The sequence below is a fragment of the Paracidovorax anthurii genome, from assembly GCF_003269065.1.
GTDB lineage: Bacteria > Pseudomonadota > Gammaproteobacteria > Burkholderiales > Burkholderiaceae_C > Paracidovorax > Paracidovorax anthurii.
This window is the reverse complement of sequence record NZ_QLTA01000061.1, coordinates 15,180-30,386: the sequence shown is the minus strand read 5'-3', so window position 1 is coordinate 30,386 and position 15,207 is coordinate 15,180. Positions and strand designations below refer to the sequence as shown.

At 72.0% G+C, this 15,207-nt stretch carries 16 protein-coding genes; 10 read left to right on the top strand and 6 right to left on the bottom strand.

Features of this window, described 5'->3' with window-relative positions; translation table 11 throughout:
• Together AX018_RS21505 and AX018_RS21500 are read right to left on the bottom strand one after the other, a co-directional pair.
• Window positions 1-796: DUF6531 domain-containing protein (locus AX018_RS21505; protein WP_146749393.1), on the bottom strand; the 796-nt coding region annotated here is incomplete at its 3' end.
• A 223-nt stretch (window positions 797-1,019) separates the two neighbouring features.
• Window positions 1,020-2,492, bottom strand: a complete 1,473-nt coding sequence (locus tag AX018_RS21500; RefSeq protein WP_111881657.1) for an aminotransferase-like domain-containing protein — start codon at window positions 2,490-2,492, stop codon at window positions 1,020-1,022.
• A 193-nt stretch (window positions 2,493-2,685) separates the two neighbouring features.
• Between AX018_RS21500 and AX018_RS21495 the strand changes: the two genes are divergently transcribed.
• From AX018_RS21495 to AX018_RS21455, 9 genes are all read left to right on the top strand, one after another.
• Window positions 2,686-3,285, top strand: a complete 600-nt coding sequence (locus AX018_RS21495) for a LysE family translocator (RefSeq protein WP_111881655.1) — start codon at window positions 2,686-2,688, stop codon at window positions 3,283-3,285.
• On the top strand, window positions 3,282-4,265 hold the full coding sequence (locus AX018_RS21490; RefSeq protein WP_111881653.1) for a DMT family transporter: 984 nt from the start codon (window positions 3,282-3,284) through the stop codon (window positions 4,263-4,265). Before AX018_RS21495 ends, AX018_RS21490 begins: the two co-directional genes overlap by 4 nt.
• 121 nt (window positions 4,266-4,386) lie before the next feature.
• Entirely contained in the window at window positions 4,387-5,583 is a 1,197-nt protein-coding gene (locus AX018_RS21485; RefSeq protein ID WP_111881652.1) for an aminotransferase-like domain-containing protein, read from the top strand.
• A 4-nt stretch (window positions 5,584-5,587) separates the two neighbouring features.
• Complete coding sequence (locus AX018_RS21480) at window positions 5,588-6,208, top strand: glutathione S-transferase family protein (protein ID WP_111881650.1); 621 nt, start codon at window positions 5,588-5,590, stop codon at window positions 6,206-6,208.
• Window positions 6,209-6,290: 82 nt separating this feature from the next.
• Complete coding sequence (locus AX018_RS21475; protein WP_111881649.1) at window positions 6,291-7,175, top strand: PhzF family phenazine biosynthesis protein; 885 nt, start codon at window positions 6,291-6,293, stop codon at window positions 7,173-7,175.
• Window positions 7,172-7,888 carry a VOC family protein gene (locus tag AX018_RS21470; RefSeq protein ID WP_111881647.1) on the top strand — a complete coding sequence of 239 codons (717 nt, stop codon included), beginning with the start codon at window positions 7,172-7,174 and terminating at the stop codon, window positions 7,886-7,888. The genes AX018_RS21475 and AX018_RS21470 overlap by 4 nt, the downstream gene beginning before the upstream one ends.
• A 5-nt stretch (window positions 7,889-7,893) precedes the next feature.
• The gene (locus AX018_RS21465; RefSeq protein WP_170146317.1) at window positions 7,894-8,535 is read left to right on the top strand and encodes a LysE family translocator; all 642 of its coding nucleotides are present in this window, start codon (window positions 7,894-7,896) and stop codon (window positions 8,533-8,535) included.
• Window positions 8,532-9,524 (top strand): threonine dehydratase, encoded by a 993-nt coding sequence (locus tag AX018_RS21460; protein WP_111881644.1) that lies wholly within the window; start codon window positions 8,532-8,534, stop codon window positions 9,522-9,524. Before AX018_RS21465 ends, AX018_RS21460 begins: the two co-directional genes overlap by 4 nt.
• 121 nt (window positions 9,525-9,645) lie before the next feature.
• Window positions 9,646-11,859: a DUF6351 family protein gene (locus AX018_RS21455; RefSeq protein ID WP_146749392.1), complete on the top strand. Its 2,214-nt coding sequence runs from the start codon at window positions 9,646-9,648 to the stop codon at window positions 11,857-11,859.
• Between the two features lie 25 nt (window positions 11,860-11,884).
• On the opposite strand, the gene AX018_RS21450 is transcribed toward AX018_RS21455, so the two are convergent.
• Window positions 11,885-12,334, bottom strand: a complete 450-nt coding sequence (locus tag AX018_RS21450) for a hypothetical protein (protein WP_146749391.1) — start codon at window positions 12,332-12,334, stop codon at window positions 11,885-11,887.
• Window positions 12,335-12,698: 364 nt separating this feature from the next.
• On the opposite strand from AX018_RS21450, the gene AX018_RS21445 reads away from it, so the two are divergent.
• Window positions 12,699-13,373: a histidine phosphatase family protein gene (locus AX018_RS21445; protein WP_111881637.1), complete on the top strand. Its 675-nt coding sequence runs from the start codon at window positions 12,699-12,701 to the stop codon at window positions 13,371-13,373.
• 232 nt (window positions 13,374-13,605) lie between these two features.
• Here the strand turns inward: AX018_RS21445 and AX018_RS25330 are convergent, their stop codons facing one another.
• The 3 genes from AX018_RS25330 to AX018_RS21435 all read right to left on the bottom strand — a co-directional run bounded on the left by AX018_RS25330 (window position 13,606) and on the right by AX018_RS21435 (window position 15,107).
• Window positions 13,606-13,752 carry a hypothetical protein gene (locus AX018_RS25330; RefSeq protein ID WP_170146316.1) on the bottom strand — a complete coding sequence of 49 codons (147 nt, stop codon included), beginning with the start codon at window positions 13,750-13,752 and terminating at the stop codon, window positions 13,606-13,608.
• A gap of 146 nt (window positions 13,753-13,898) precedes the next feature.
• Window positions 13,899-14,210, bottom strand: a complete 312-nt coding sequence (locus AX018_RS21440) for a hypothetical protein (protein ID WP_111881635.1) — start codon at window positions 14,208-14,210, stop codon at window positions 13,899-13,901.
• Between the two features lie 66 nt (window positions 14,211-14,276).
• Complete coding sequence (locus AX018_RS21435) at window positions 14,277-15,107, bottom strand: creatininase family protein (protein ID WP_111881632.1); 831 nt, start codon at window positions 15,105-15,107, stop codon at window positions 14,277-14,279.
• Between the last annotated feature and the right edge of the window lie 100 nt (window positions 15,108-15,207).

Below are 15,207 nucleotides of genomic sequence, written 5' to 3'. Positions count from 1 at the left end.
CCTCGTACATGTCGAAGCGCCCCCGGCCCGTCTTCCAGATGTGCGGCTGGTTGAGCACCCGGTAGCAGTAGTCCGTCTGCTGGCCGTCCTTCCACCAGAAGGCCGGGTAGCACGGGTTGCCCTGCCCGGCCACGTCCCCGTACCAGCCCTGGTTGAGGGTGGAGAGGAATTGCCCCTCGCTGCTGCGGTACACCCGCTCGAAAACCAGGCCGTCCTTGCCCATCGGGTAGTCGAGCTCGGGCTGGATCTTCTGGCCCGTGCTCGGCAGCACCGGGTTGCCCAGCGCGCCGCAGTCGTCGCAGGAGTCCTCGTTGGGCAGCGAGAATTCGCACCACACCTGCAGGTTGCCGCTGGCTTCCCGCTGCTGGCCCCGGTCCACGTTGATGCTCTTGCCGTGCTTGACGATCGTGGGGCACTCGTAATCCAGCGATACGAACACGGCTTCGGCCCGGTAGCCCCCCATGTCCGGAATCCCTTCCGACAGATAGCTTTCTATCCGCCCATTGATGAGACCCGTGGACGGCTTCAGCGGGCCGGCAGAGCGGCAGGCCGTGCTGCCATCGTCCCCGCTGCTGCAACTCGAGGAGTGGTAGATCTCGGCGGCCACGGAGAAGGCCTCCTCCACCGTCTCGGCCTTGTACACGACCTGGCCGGGCGTGCCGCCGCCGCCGCGAAACCATACGGCTGCGTTGTAGAAGAACTTCGGCTCCACCACGAACCGCACGCTGTCCGCGAACGCGCTCTGGGCGCAGATCAGCAACAGCAGCGCAAGGACTGCTTTTATTCTGGTTGTCATTTTTTCTTCGGGCCGCGGCAAGGGCTGCCAGGGCCTATGGGCACGCGCGCCATCCAGCGCGCCAGGGCCGCTGCGCCCTTCCCAGGTGCATCGGCGCGCGCAGCTTAATGGAAAGTCACTAAATCACGGTGACCACATTCCGCACCGTGGCACCAAAGAAACAGTGGCACAGCCGCCCCTGCCCGTTCCAGGCACGGATCGAGGGCATCGCCCGCCCCGGCCGCTACCCCTGCAGTCCCGCCGCCCGCCGGAACACCTTCCAGAACGCCGGGTCCTGCGTGGTCGTGAAGTTGATGCGCATGAGCGTGCAAGGCCGGCGGGTGGCGTGGAAGAGCGCGCCTGGGGCGATGAGGTAGCCCTCGTCGAGCATGCGCTGCGCGAGCATGTCGGTGTCCACGCCCGTCTCCACCCAGCCGAACATGCCGGCGGGCTCGGCCGCGAAGCGCTGGCCGGCCTCCAGCGCGAGCTGCACGCTGCGCGCGCGCGCCTGGGCGAGGCGCAGCCGCATGCGCTCGGCGTGGCGGCGCAACTGGCCCTGCTCGATGCACAGCGCCAGCGCCTTCTCCAGGATCGAGGGCGTGGTCAGAGTGGACAGCAGCTTGGTGTCCAGCAGGCGCTCCACCAGATCGGGCGGGGCGGCGAGGTAGCCCACGCGCCAGTTGGGCGCGAGGATCTTGGCGAAGCCGTTCACGTAGATGGTGCGGCGCAGGCCGTCCAGCGCTGAGAGGCGCGTGGCGTGGTCGGGCGCGATGTGGCCGTAGGTGTCGTCTTCGACGATGTGGAAGCCGTGCCGGTTGGCAAGCTGCAGGATCTGGTGCGCATGGCCCGGCGAGAGGCTGTAGCCCGTGGGGTTGTGCAGCACGCTCACGCTCACGAAGAGCTTGGGGGCATGGGCCTCGCAGTAGCGCGCCATCACGTCCAGGTCCGGCCCCAGGGGGCCGCGCGGCACGGGCAGCACGCGCATGCCCAGGGCGTCGAGCCGCGCGAACTCCACCGACCAGCCGGGCTCTTCCACCATCACCGGGTCGCCGGCCTTGAGCAGGGTGCGGCTCACGATGTCCAGCGCGTGCGTGGCGCCCACGGTGGTGATGACCTGCCCGGCCTGCACGGGCACGCTCAGGTCCGCGAGCCGGCGCGCGAGCACCTCGCGCAGCCCCGCGTCGCCGCGCGGCTCGCCATAGACCAGCGAGCCGTCCTGCAGGGCGCGGCCGGCGGTGACGCGGCGCACGGCCGCCGGCATGAAGCGGGCCTCCTCCAGCCAGCCGGGGGGGAACACGCCGGCGCCGGGCTGCGGCGTGTTGGATGAGGCTTGGTGGAACATGCCCCGGATGAGGGTCATGGCGTTGATGTGCGAGCCCGACGTGGGCAGCACGGCCTTGCCCAGCGGGGAGAGCGGTGCGCCTGCATTTGCTCCTTTTTCAATAGCAGACTGCTCAATATCGACGGCGACATGGGGCTGCTTTTGCGCAATATCCCGCACGAAGAAGCCCCGCTGGCGCCGCGCCTCGACCAGCCCGAGCGCCAGGAGCTGGTCGTAGGCCGCCACCACGGTGTGGGGGCTCACGCCCTGCTGGCGCGCGCATTCGCGCACCGAGGGCAGGCGCGCGCCCACGGGCAGCAGCCGGCTGCGGATGCGTTCGGCGAAGCGCTCGGCGAGCTGCTCGGTCAGGGTGCGTTCGGGGGTGCGGGTGAGCATGGCGGCCTTTCTGGCACGGCGGTGGACGGAACGGGGGCGGAGCCGGGAAAGCGCACACCGAACTGTGTCGATCCTCGCACCGGCACAGTTCGTTGTTCTTGTACCTCTGTCTGTACTGGGACTGTAGCGGAATCAACCCTACAGTGGCTGCCTGACACGCTGTTGACACTTCCCCCTTCCCACACCACCTCCCATGCCCCTGGTCGAATTCACCGCCCTCCTGGTCCTGGCCACCGCGATGAGCTTCTCGCCCGGCCCCAACACCACGCTCGCCACGGCCCTGGCGGCCAACCGGGGCCTGCGCCCGGCCATGCGCTTCGTGTGCGCCGTGCCGGTGGGCTGGACGGCGCTGCTGCTGGTGTGCGCGGCGGGCATCGGCGCAGCGGTGGTGGCCGTGCCGGCGCTGCGCGTGGCCATCAAGGCCGTGGGCATCGCCTACCTGCTGTGGCTGGCCTGGAAGCTCTCGCAGAGCGGCCGGCTCGCCGATGCCGACGACGCCCGCATGAACGTAGGCTTCTGGCAGGGCGCGGCGCTGCAGTTCGTGAACATCAAGGCCTGGCTGCTGGCGCTCACCATCGTGGGCGGCTGGGTGGCGGGCCGCCCCGACAGCCTGCAGCGCCTGGCGGTGGTGGTGCCGGTGATGCTGGCGTTCGCCTTCGGCAGCAACCTGCTCTATGCCGTCACCGGCGCGCTGCTGCGCCAGTGGCTCGCCCAGGGCGCGCGGCTGCTCTGGTTCAACCGCGCGATGGCCCTGGTGCTGGCCGCCACGGCCGCCTGGATGGTGACGGCATGAACCGCGGCGCCCCGACCCTGCCCGCCGCCGCACCGCTGCCGGGCCCCTCCGCCGAGGCGAGCGGCCTGCTCTGGGGGCTGCTGGGCGTGGCGATCTTCGCCTTCACGCTGCCCATGACGCGGCTGGCCGTGGGCACGCCCGAGGCGCCGCAGTTCACGGGCGCCTTCGTCGCCATCGGCCGCGCGGCCATCGCGGGGCTGCTGTCGGCCGCGCTGCTCGCGGTGCAGCGCGCGCCGCTGCCCGGGCGCGGCGACTGGGCGCCGCTCGCGCTCACGTCGCTGGGCGTGGTGTTCGGGTTCCCGCTGCTCACCTCGCTCGCGATGCGCCACGTGCCGGCGGTGCACGCCAGCGTGGTCATCGGCCTGCTGCCGCTCGCCACCGCCCTGGTGGGCGCGCTGCTGCACCGCCAGCGGCCCACGCCGCGCTTCTGGCTGTGCGCGCTGGCGGGCACCGCGCTGGTCGTGGCCTTCGCGCTGCGCCGCTCGGGCGGCGGGCTGTCGCTGCACCCGGCCGACGGGCTGCTGCTGGGCGCCGTGCTGTGCGCGGCCGTGGGCTACGGCTTCGGCGGGCGGCTGTCGCAGCGCATGCCCGCCAGCGCCGTGATCTGCTGGGCGCTGGTGCTGGCCCTGCCGGCCACGCTGCCGATCGCGGCCTGGAGCTGGCCCGCCGCGCCGGTGGCGCCCTCGGCCTGGGGAGCGCTGGCCTACGTGTCGGTGTTCTCGATGTGGCTGGGGTTCTTCGCGTGGTACCGCGGCCTGGCCCTGGGCGGCACGGTGCGTGTGAGCCAGGTGCAGCTGGTGCAGCCGTTCCTGGGCATGCTCTTCGCGGTGCCGCTGCTGGGCGAGCGCCTGGACGCCACGAGCCTGGGCTTCGGGCTGGCGGTGATGGCCACCGTGTTCATCGGCCGCCGCGCGCCCCTCAAGCCCTCGCCCGCCACCACACCGGCCCCCGCGGCCGGAGGGAGTGCGCCGCGCAGTTAAGCTCTTTCCCCGGCGGGGCCACCCCTGCCCCGCCTCCCGGCCGCACGACGGCTTTTCACGACAACGACGACACGACACAAGGCCGCGCCGCTCCCCCGGCGCGCCACTGGAGAAGACATCCATGACGAACTGGACCCTGGCCCGACGCGCCGCGAAGATGAACCCCTCGGTGATCCGCGAGATCCTGAAAGTGACCGAGAAGCCCGGCATCATCAGCCTGGCCGGCGGCCTGCCCTCCCCCAAGACCTTCCCCATCGACGCGTTCGCGCAGGCCTGCGCCTCGGTGCTGGGGGACGATGGCGCATCGGCGCTGCAGTACGCGGCGAGCGAGGGCTACCTGCCGCTGCGCGAGGCCGTGGCCGACTTCCTGCCCTGGGACGTCTCGCCCGACCAGGTGCTGATCACCACCGGCTCGCAGCAGGGCCTGGACCTCGTGGCCAAGGTGCTCATCGACGAGGGCAGCCGCGTGCTGGTGGAGACACCCACCTACCTCGGCGCGCTGCAGGCCTTCGCGCCCATGGAACCCGACGTGCACAGCGTGGCGAGCGACGACCAGGGCCCGCTCGCGGACGACCTGGCCGCCAAGATGGGCACGGGCGCCGACCGCGCGCGCTTCATGTACCTGCTGCCCAACTTCCAGAACCCCACGGGCCGCACGATGAGCGAGGCACGCCGCGCCGCGCTCTCGGCCAAGGCCGCCGAACTCGGCCTGCCGCTGGTGGAGGACAACCCCTACGGCGACCTCTGGTTCGACCAGCCGCCGCCGCTGCCGCTCACCGCGCGCAACCCCGAGGGCTGCATCTACCTGGGCTCGTTCTCCAAGGTGCTCGCGCCCGGCCTGCGCCTGGGCTTCGTGGTGGCGCCGCGCGCCATCTACCCCAAGCTGCTGCAGGCCAAGCAGGCGGCCGACCTGCACACGCCGGGCTTCAACCAGCGCATGGTGGCCGAGGTGATGAAGGGCGGCTTCCTGGACCGCCACGTACCCACCATCCGCGCGCTCTACAAGCAGCAGCGCGACGCCATGCTCGCCGCGCTGGAGGGCGAGATGCAGGGCCTGGGCGTGACCTGGAACCGCCCCGACGGCGGCATGTTCCTCTGGGTGCGCCTGCCCGAGGGCATGAGCGCGCTGGACCTGCTGCCCGAGGCCGTGGAGCGCAACGTGGCCTTCGTGCCCGGCGCGGCGTTCTACGCCGAGAACGCCGACGCGCGCACGCTGCGGCTGTCCTTCGTCACCTCCAGCGCGCAGCAGATCCAGACCGGCATCGCCGCGCTGGCCGCTGCCATCCGCGCACGCCTGCCGCAGGCCGTGGGGGCCTGAGGCCATGCTGAGACTCTGGGGACGGCTGTCGTCCATCAACGTGCGCAAGGTCGTCTGGGCCGCGCAGGAGCTCGGGCTGGAACTGCAGCGCACCGACGCGGGCGGCCAGTTCGGGCTCGTGCGCGAGGCACCCTACCTCGCGCTCAACCCGAACGGGCTGGTGCCGCTGATCGAGGACGACGGCTTCGCGCTCTGGGAGTCCAACGCCATCGTGCGCTACCTCTGCGCGCGCCACGCGCCCGGCACGCTCTACCCCGAGGACCTGCCCGCCCGCTTCCAGGCCGAGCAGTGGATGGACTGGCAGCAGACCACGCTCAACCCCGCCGGGCGCGATGCGTTCCTGCAGTGGATCCGCACGCCCGCCGCGCAGCGCGATGCCGCGGCCATCGCCCGCTCGGTGGCCGCCACCGAGCCGCTGATGGAGATGCTGGACGCGCACCTCGCGCGGCATGCCTGGCTCACGGGCGACCGCTTCACGATGGCCGACATCCCCGTGGGCTGCGAGATCCACCGCTGGTGGGGCCTGCCGCAGGAGCGGCCCGCGCGGCCGCACCTGGAGCGCTGGTACGCGGCGCTGCGTGCCCGCTCCGGCGCGCTCGGCGTGCTCGACCAGCCCCTCGCCTGACGCACGGGGCCCGGCCACGGCCTGCCGGAGGCGGCCGGGCGCGGCGCTCCGTGATCCGTTCCTCTTCCACCGGGAGCTTTCCATGCACCTGCGCCCCTTCAAGCAAGTCGATGTGTTCACCGAGCGCCCCTACCTCGGCAACCCCCTGGCCGTGGTGCTCGATGGCGAGGGCCTCACCACCGAGGCCATGCAGCAGTTCACCAACTGGACCAACCTTTCGGAGGCCACCTTCCTGCTGCCGCCCACCGAGGCGGGGCGCGCGGCGGGCGCCGACTACCGCGTGCGCATCTTCTGCCCCGGCCGCGAACTGCCCTTCGCGGGCCACCCCACGCTGGGCAGCTGCCATGCGTGGCTGGAGGCGGGCGGCCAGCCGCGCACGCCGGGCCGCGTGGTGCAGGAATGCGGCGTGGGCCTGGTCACGCTGCGGCAGGATGGCGAGCGGCTGGCCTTCGCCGCACCGCCGCTGCTCAAGAGCGGCCCGCTGCCCGAGGACGACGTGGAGCTCATCGCGCGCGGCCTGGGCATTGCGCGCACGGACATCCTGGGCCATGCCTGGTGCGACAACGGCCCGAACTGGCGCGGCGTGCTGCTGTCCTCGGCCGAGGCCGTGCTCGCGCTGCGCCCCGACCCGGCCGTGCTCGGCACGCTCGACATCGGCGTGGTCGGCCCGCGCGGCAAGGTGGGCGTGGTCGGCAGCCACGGCACGCCGGACGGCGACGGCGCGGACTTCGAGGTGCGGGCGTTCTTTCCCGGCAACAACGGCCTCGCCGAGGACCCCGTGACCGGCAGCCTCAACGCCGCGCTGGCGCAGTGGCTGATCGGCGCGCACCTCGCTCCGCCGCGCTACGTCGCCAGCCAGGGCACGGCCCTGGGCCGCGCCGGCCGCGTGCACGTGGAGCAGGACGGCGAGCACATCTGGGTGGGCGGCGGCTCGGTCACCTGCGTGGACGGACAGGTGCTGCTATGACCCTCGGCAGCACCACCCCGGACGTCGATCACCTCGTGGTGATGGCCGCAACATTGCAGGAGGGGGCCCTCTGGTGCCGGCAGGCCCTGGGCGTGGACCCCGCCACGGGCGGCGAGCACCCGCTCATGGGCACGCACAACCGGCTGCTGAACCTCTCCAGTGCCACGCATCCGCGCGCCCACCTGGAGATCATCGCCCTCAACCCCAAGGCCCGGCCCGCGCTGGCGGCGGGGGCCCGGCGCTGGTTCGACATGGACGACGCGGCCCTGCGCGCGCAGGTGGCGCGCGACGGCCCGCAGCTCATCCACTGGGTGGCTTCGGTGCCCGACATCGCCGCCGCGCACGCCGCGCTGGCGGAGCGCGGCGTGGACCGGGGCGACGTCGTCACCGCCGGACGCCCGACGCCCTTCGGCCTGCTGGAATGGCGCATCACCCTGCGGCCCGACGGCCAGCGCCTCATGGACGGCTGCCTGCCCACGCTCATCCAGTGGGGCGAACGCCACCCCTGCCACAGCCTGCCCGAGAGCGGCGTCGCGCTGCAGTCGCTGGCGCTGGAGCACCCGCAGCCCGAGGCGCTGGGCGCCGCCTGCGCGGCCATCGGCCTGCGCTGCGGCCCGGTCGCGCGGGCCGGCGCTCCCCGCATCCGGGCCACCCTTTCCACGCCACGCGGCACGGTGCCGCTCCAATCGCAACCCCTGGAGACTCTTCCATGACGATGATGTTCACGCCGCAGGAACTGCTGCTCTTCGCCCTCGCGGCGCTGGTGCTCGTGCTCACGCCCGGCCCCAACATGGTCTATTGCGTCTCGCGCAGCCTCACGCAGGGCCCGCGCGCCGGGCTGCTGTCGCTCGTCGGCATCGTGCTCGGCTTCTGCGTGCACCTGCTGGCCACCGCGCTGGGCCTGTCGGCCCTGCTGATCACCGTGCCCATCGCCTTCGACGCGCTGCGCATCGCGGGCGCGGCGTACCTGCTCTGGTTGGCGTGGCAGGCCGTCAAGCCCGGCGGCAGCACGCCGTTCGAAGCCCGCGACCTGCCGCACGACGGGCCGCGCAAGCTCTTCCTGATGGGCTTCCTGACCAGCGCGCTCAACCCCAAGGTGGCGATGTTCTACGTGTCGTTCTTCCCGCAGTTCCTGCACCCGGAGCGCGGCCACTGGCTGGCGCAGAGCCTCACGCTGGGGGCGCTGCAGATCGCCATCAGCACCACCGTGAACGCGCTGCTGGTGCTCTTCGCCGCGCGCGTGGCGGTGTTCCTGCAGCGCAGCGAATCCTGGGTGCGCGCGCAGCGCTACGTGATGGGCACCGTGCTCGGCGTGCTGGCCCTCAAGATCCTTTTCACCGAACGCAAGGCCGCGCCATGAATGCCACCGCCACGATGCCCTTCGCCCTGCCCGGCCTCGCCGACATCGAGGCCGCCGCGCAAGTGGTCTATGCCGACTTCGCGGCCACGCCGCAATACCGCTGGGCGCTGCTCGGCGAGCGCCTGGGCGCGGAGTGCTGGGTCAAGCACGAGAACCACACCCCCGTGGGCGCCTTCAAGATCCGCGGCGGCCTCACGTATTTCGACCAGCTCGCGCGGCGCGGGGAGCTTCCGCGCGAAGTGGTCAGCGCCACGCGCGGCAACCATGGCCAGAGCCTGGGCTGGGCCGCCCGCCGGCACGGCGTGGCCTGCACCATCGTCGTGCCGCACGGCAACTCGGTGGAGAAGAACGCCGCCATGCGCGCGCTGGGCGTCACGCTCGTCGAGCACGGCCAGGACTTCCAGGAAGCGCGCGAACACGCCATGCGGCTCGCCGCTGAACGCGGCGCGCACATGGTGCCCAGCTTCCATGCCGATCTGCTGCGCGGCGTGGCGACCTACTGGTGGGAATTCCTGCGCGCCGTGCCGCGCATGGAGGTGGCCTACGTGCCCATCGGCCAGGGCTCGGGCGCCTGCGCGGCGATCGCCGCGCGGCAGGCCCTGGGCCACGGCGTGCGCATCGTGGGCGTGGTGAGCGCCCACGCCACCACCTACGCGGACTCCATCGCCGCCGGCCGCGTGGTGGAAGCCCCGGTGACCACGCAGCTCGCCGACGGCATGGCCTGCCGCGTGGCCGACCCCGAGGCGCTCGCCGTCCTCGCGCCGCACCTCGACCGCGTGGTGCGGGTGAGCGACGGCGAGGTGGCGGCCGCCATGCGCGCCCTCTTCGCCGATACGCACAACGTGGCCGAGGGCGCGGGTGCCGCGGCCCTGGCGGCGGCGCTGCAGGAAAAAGACCGGCTGGCCGGCCGGGTGGTGGGGCTGCCGCTCACCGGCGGCAACGTGGACGCGGCGGTGTTCGCGCGCACCCTGCAGGCCCCGGCGCGCTGACGGCGCCGCACGGCACGGCGAATGGCCCCTGCGCGGAACCGGATAAATAATTCCCCCACGCGGAACGTTTCTACAATCCGCCGCGTCGTCCACACCGGTCGCGCAAGCGACTGCCTCCGCCATGTCTCAGCGCCCTCGCACGCTCTTGCACGTCCGCACTCTTGCGCCTCCCCTTGCCCGGATACTCCTCGCCTCAACCGCCCTGCTGAGCCTGCTCGCGGCCTGCGGGGCCTCCGGGCCGCAATGGGGCAGGCAGGCTGCCGGGCTGTCGGTGGCGTCCAGCCCGGCGGACATGGTGAGCGGCGGCAGCGCACGTGTGGCGATCGACCTGCCGGCGGGCATCGGACCAGACACGGTGCGCATCGCGCTCAACGGCACGCCGGTCGCCACGCCGCTGGAGTCCACGCCCCGGGCCGGGCGCCATGAGCTGCTGCTCCAGGGGCTACACCCTGGCCACAACGAGGTCGTGGCCACCGATGCGCACGGGCAGGTGCTGGGCACGCTGGCGCTGCTAAACCACGCTGGCGCGGGCCCGCTGTTCTCCGGCCCCCGCCTCGCGCCCTTCGAGTGCCGTACCGAGGAAGCGGGGCTGGGCGCACCGCTGGACGCCGACTGCACCGCCGTCCGCCGCTACGACTGGTTCTACGTCACGCCTCAGGGCACCGCCAGGCCCCTGGCCGACCCGCTGGGCGAGCGGCCCGCCGACCTCGCCACCGCCACGACGCTGGAGGGCCGCACGGTGCCCTTCATCGTGCGCGTCGAATCCGGCACGATCAACCGCTCCATCTACCGCATCGGCGTACTGGCCGACCCACGCACCGAGCCCTCGGGCGGGGCCCTGGCCTGGAACCGGCGCATCGTGTTCCGCTTCGGCGAATCCACCGGGGTGCAATACAACCAGGGCGCGAACCAGGCCAGCGACGTATTCCGCGCCAGCGCCACCGACGCGCAGAGCCTCACCGCCCTCTCGCAGGGTTTCGCCTACGTCATCTCCTCGCTCAACACCCACCGGGTGAACGTGAACGACGTGGTCTCGGCCGAAACCGCCCTGCTGCTGCGCGAGCACATCGCCAAGACCTACGGCACGCCGCGCTGGATGGTGGGCATGGGCGGATCGGGCGGGGCCATCCAGCAGATGCTGATCGCGCAGAACTACCCTGGCATCCTCGACGGCCTCATGCCGGACGCGGCATTCCCCGACGTGTTCAGCACCGCCGTGGCCGTGAGCGATTGCCGCCTGCTGAATCGCTGGTTCCAGCGCCATCCGGCCAGCGACGCCACGCGCCAGGCCTTCGAGGGCCACCTCAAGGGCACATGCGCCAACTGGGATACGGGGTTGGGCGACGCGCTGGTGGTCACCAGCGGCGCAGTGACGCCCGCCTGCGGGCTCAGGAACGCGGACGCCGTCTACCACCCCACGAACAACCCGGGCGGCGCGCGGTGCGCCCTCTACGACGCGCACGCCAACAGCCTGGGCCGCGACGGCCGGGGGCATGCGCTGCGCCCGCTCGACAACGTGGGCGTGCAATACGGCCTGCAGGCGCTGCGCGCCGGCACCCTGGCCTTCGACGAATTCGCTGCGCTCAACGAGGGCATCGGCGGCATGGACGGTGACGGCAACCTCGCGCCCGCGCGCACCGAAGCCAATGCCACGGCGCTGGCGCGCGCCTATGCCACGGGGCGCGTGGGCTCGGGCGGCGGCGGGCTGGGCAGCGTGCCGATGCTGCACATGCGCACCTACGCCGAGCCGGGCGGCGACATCCACACCCTCTACAACGACCTCAAGATCCGCGAGCAACTGGTGCGCGCCAATGGGCAGGCGGACAACCAGGTGATCTGGGTGCTACCGCACCCCGGCCTCGCGCAGCGCCTGGGCCTGGGCGCCGCGCAGCAGCAGGTGCTAGCGCAGCTCGCGCGCGATACGCTCGATGCGCGCCTGGGCACGATGACGCAGTGGCTCGACGGGATCACAGCGCAGATCGGCCCTGCCACCCCGGACACCGTGCGGCGCGCCAGGCCTGCCGAGGCCGCCGACGCCTGCTGGGACCCGGCAACCGCCCGGCGCATCACCGAGCCCGCGACCCCGGACGGCGCGGGCCGCTGCCGCACCCTCTACCCGCTCACGCCATCGCCGCGCATGGCCGCCGGCGGTCCGCTCTCGGACGACATACTCAAGTGCCGGCTCAAGCCGGTGGAGGCGGCCGATTACGCCCCCTTCGTGCCCACCGCCGGGCAGCTCGCGCGGCTCGCCCGCGCGTTTCCCCAGGGCGTGTGCGACCACCGCCAGCCCGGCGTGGGACAGCAGCCGCTCGCGCGGGCTTGGCAGCGGTACTAACGCGCGGGGGCACCGAAGCGCCGCGTCAGCGCTCGCTCAACTGCACGAATTTCTCGCGGGTCTTGTAGGGCACATGGCCTTCAGTCACCATCCGCTGGTAGGACTGGAGGATGGCATCCGCCAGCCGCTGGTTCACCGCCTTGCACGCTGTCTCCCAGTCGACCTTGGTCTGCAGGAGCTTCTTGGGGGGAAGCTCCTTGCTTTCGTAATAGATCCCGGAACGGATGTTCGCCACCACGTCGGGGGAGATCGACGAACCATGGATCTGCAACAGCCGCTGCGCATGGCGGTTGATCTGCTCCGTGTCGTCCGCGGCTTCCCGCACCTGGCGGGCCTTGCCCGGGCCATCCACCGTGGCCGTGCCTTCCGCGAAACGGACCTTGGGCTTTCTCCGCAGCACGCCAGGGGCCTCGTCCGTGGGGTTTCCGCTCCACTCATACACGGACGCCTTGCTGCGCCGCAGGGTGGGCGCCACGGAGGCCTCCCGGGCCGGCAAGCCCTCTGGAGCGTTGGAGATCCGTGACAGCGGGGACGGGCCCGGCGGGCCTTTCTGCCCACGGCGCAGCGGGTTCCGCACCGGCTCCAGGGAAGCGTGCTTATCGCCCGCGGGCCGATGGCGATCGTTTGGGACTTGGCGGCGAAGGTCGATAGGGGACATGTCGATCCACAGGAGGCAGCGGCGGATGCCGCCCCGAGGAGATTCCCCCGGGATTCCATGCACCGCCAGCACCGGGGCGAAACGCCGCGCGGAGATGCGAAGCCCCCGCAGGCCGCGTGCCGCGCAACACCCGTCGCCCCGGAGACAAAGGCCCTCCGGGCCGGGGACCAGAATTCCGGCCATGGGAACCCTCTACCTCGTGCGCCACGGCCAGGCCTCGTTTGGCGCCCAGGATTACGACCAGCTCAGCCCGCGCGGGCACGAGCAGGCGGTGCGGCTGGGGACCTACTGGCGCGAGCGCGGCCTGCGTTTCGATGCCGTCTATACCGGCACCCTGCGCCGCCACGCGCAGACGCTGGCGGGCATCGCGCAGGGGCTGCAGGCCGCGCCCGGGCCGCTGCAGGCCCTGCCCGCGCTCGACGAGTACGACAGCGCGGCGCTGATCGGAGCCATCCACCCCCAGCCCCTGCCGCCCGCCGACACCCCCGAGCGCTACCGCCAGCACTTCCGCCTGCTCTGCGACGCGCTCGCGCAGTGGATGGGCGGCACCATCAGCCCCGCCGGCATGCCGGACTGGATGGCGTTCTCGGACGGCGTGCGCTCGGTGCTGGAGCAGGTGCGCCGCCACCACGCGGAGCACAACGTGCTGCTGGTGTCGAGCGGCGGCCCGATCTCCACGGCCGTGGGCACGGTGCTCTCCACGCCGCCCGAGGTGACCATCGCGCTCAACATGCGCATCCGCAACGCGGCGGTGACCGAGTTCAGCATCTCCCCCAAGCGGCTGATGCTGCAGACCTTCAACACGCTCCCGCACCTGGACACGCCCGGGGACGCCGACTGGGTGACCCACGCCTGAACTGAAGCCACAACCCCCTGTGGCGCTGCGCGCCTTCCCCCTTCTCTCGCCGCGCTACGCACGGCGGGAAGGGGGACGACGCCGGTGGCCGGGCCAAGCCCGCTCCACGGCGTCCGCTGGCATGGCCTGCTCCGCGGCCTTCAGACAGGTGGAGCAGCGCCGGTTTCACGCATCGCGGGTGACACGCAGCGCGATGGATAACTGAGATGAAACGACACCCCGTTGTGGCGCTTCAGAGCACCCGCTGGAAGTGGTCCCCGTCGCTCCACTCGATGCGCACGGCCTGCAGCCCCTGCAGGACCACCTGGCCGGAGGCCGAGCGGACCTGAAATGAGACGACAACCCCCTGAGCCGCTTCGCGGCTTCCCCCTTCTCTCACGCTGCGCGTGGGAAGAGGGACGCAGCCAGCGCGGCGGGGCGGCCCTTGCGCGGCTGCCCGCGCCTGGGCCGCGCCAGTTTCATGCGATGTGGGTGGCGCGCAGCGCCGTGGAAAACTGAGATGAAACGACACCCCGTTGTGGCGCTTCAGAGCACCCGCTGGAAGTGGTCCCCGTCGCTCCACTCGATGCGCACGGCCTGCAGCCCCTGCAGGACCACCTGGCCGGAGGCCGAGCGGACCTTGGCACCCACCGCCCCGCCGTGGAAATTCCACCGGGCATCGACGGGCACCCGCGCGCCCGCCGCATCGGCAACCCCAACGGCGGCCTCATCGGCGCCGGGCAGGAAGCCGCCGATGCCCGTCTCGAGCACGCCGTTGCGGTGCACGGTTTCCCACACGAACCGATCATCCACCTGCGTGATGCGGTAGGGCAGCCCGCCCTGCTCCGAACGCCACAAGCCACTGATCTCCGGAATCACCTCGCCCGCCTCCCTGTCGATGTCTTCTGGAACGTGTTCACGATCTCAGGCATGCGCGCCGTCCACCACGGTGTCCGGCGGCAGTTCGGCGATCTCTTGCAGCAGCCGCGCCAGCCCGTCCGCCGCGGCCTCCACGACCGCGCGCCCCTTCTGCGCCGACGCACCCGCCGCGTTGCCGACCGCGCCAGCCGCGTTGTAATCCTGCATGGCCCAGCCCATCTTGGCGCTGCGGCCATTGCCCAGGATGGGGTAGCGCTCGGCCCGGTCCTGCGAGGTGGAGCGGAAGCGCCCGGCATGCTCCATGCGCACCTGCTGCGGCGCGAGGTGCAGCATCATCGAGGTCTCGATCTCGCCACCGTGGATGCCGAAGCGGTGCTCCTCGGCGCTGAACTGCGCGCTCACGGCCTCGGGCAGCGGCAGGCTGAACCAGCTCGCGCTGTAGACCAGCAGGCCGTGGCGCTGGCGCAACTCGCGCGCCACGATGTCCATCACGCTCACCTGCCCGCCATGGCCGTTGAAGAGCAACAGCTTCTTCACGCCCGCGCGGGCCACGCAGGCGCCCAGCTCGATCCAGAGCGCGATCAGCGTGGCCGGCGAGAGCGTGAGCGTGCCGGGAAAGGCCGTGTGCTCGGTGCTGAAGCCCACGTTCTGCGGCGGCAGGAACAGCACGGGCAGATCGGCCGGCAACTGCGGCAGCGCGGCATCGATCACGCCCTGCAGCAGCGCGGCATCCACGCTGAGGGGCAGGTGCGGGCCGTGCTGCTCGACGGCCGCCACGGGCAGCACGGCCACGGTGCGCTCCGCCAGGCCCGAGGCCCGCGCTTCGGCGAAATCGCGGGTGGACCACTCGGCCCAGAAGCGGGAGGGATAAGGCATGGGCCGGATGTTAGGACATCCGCGCGGAGCCTCCCGCGCCCCTCGGGGCGTGTTCACGATCCCCTACGGGTTTGCCATCGAAAAGAGCACAAGGCGCGAA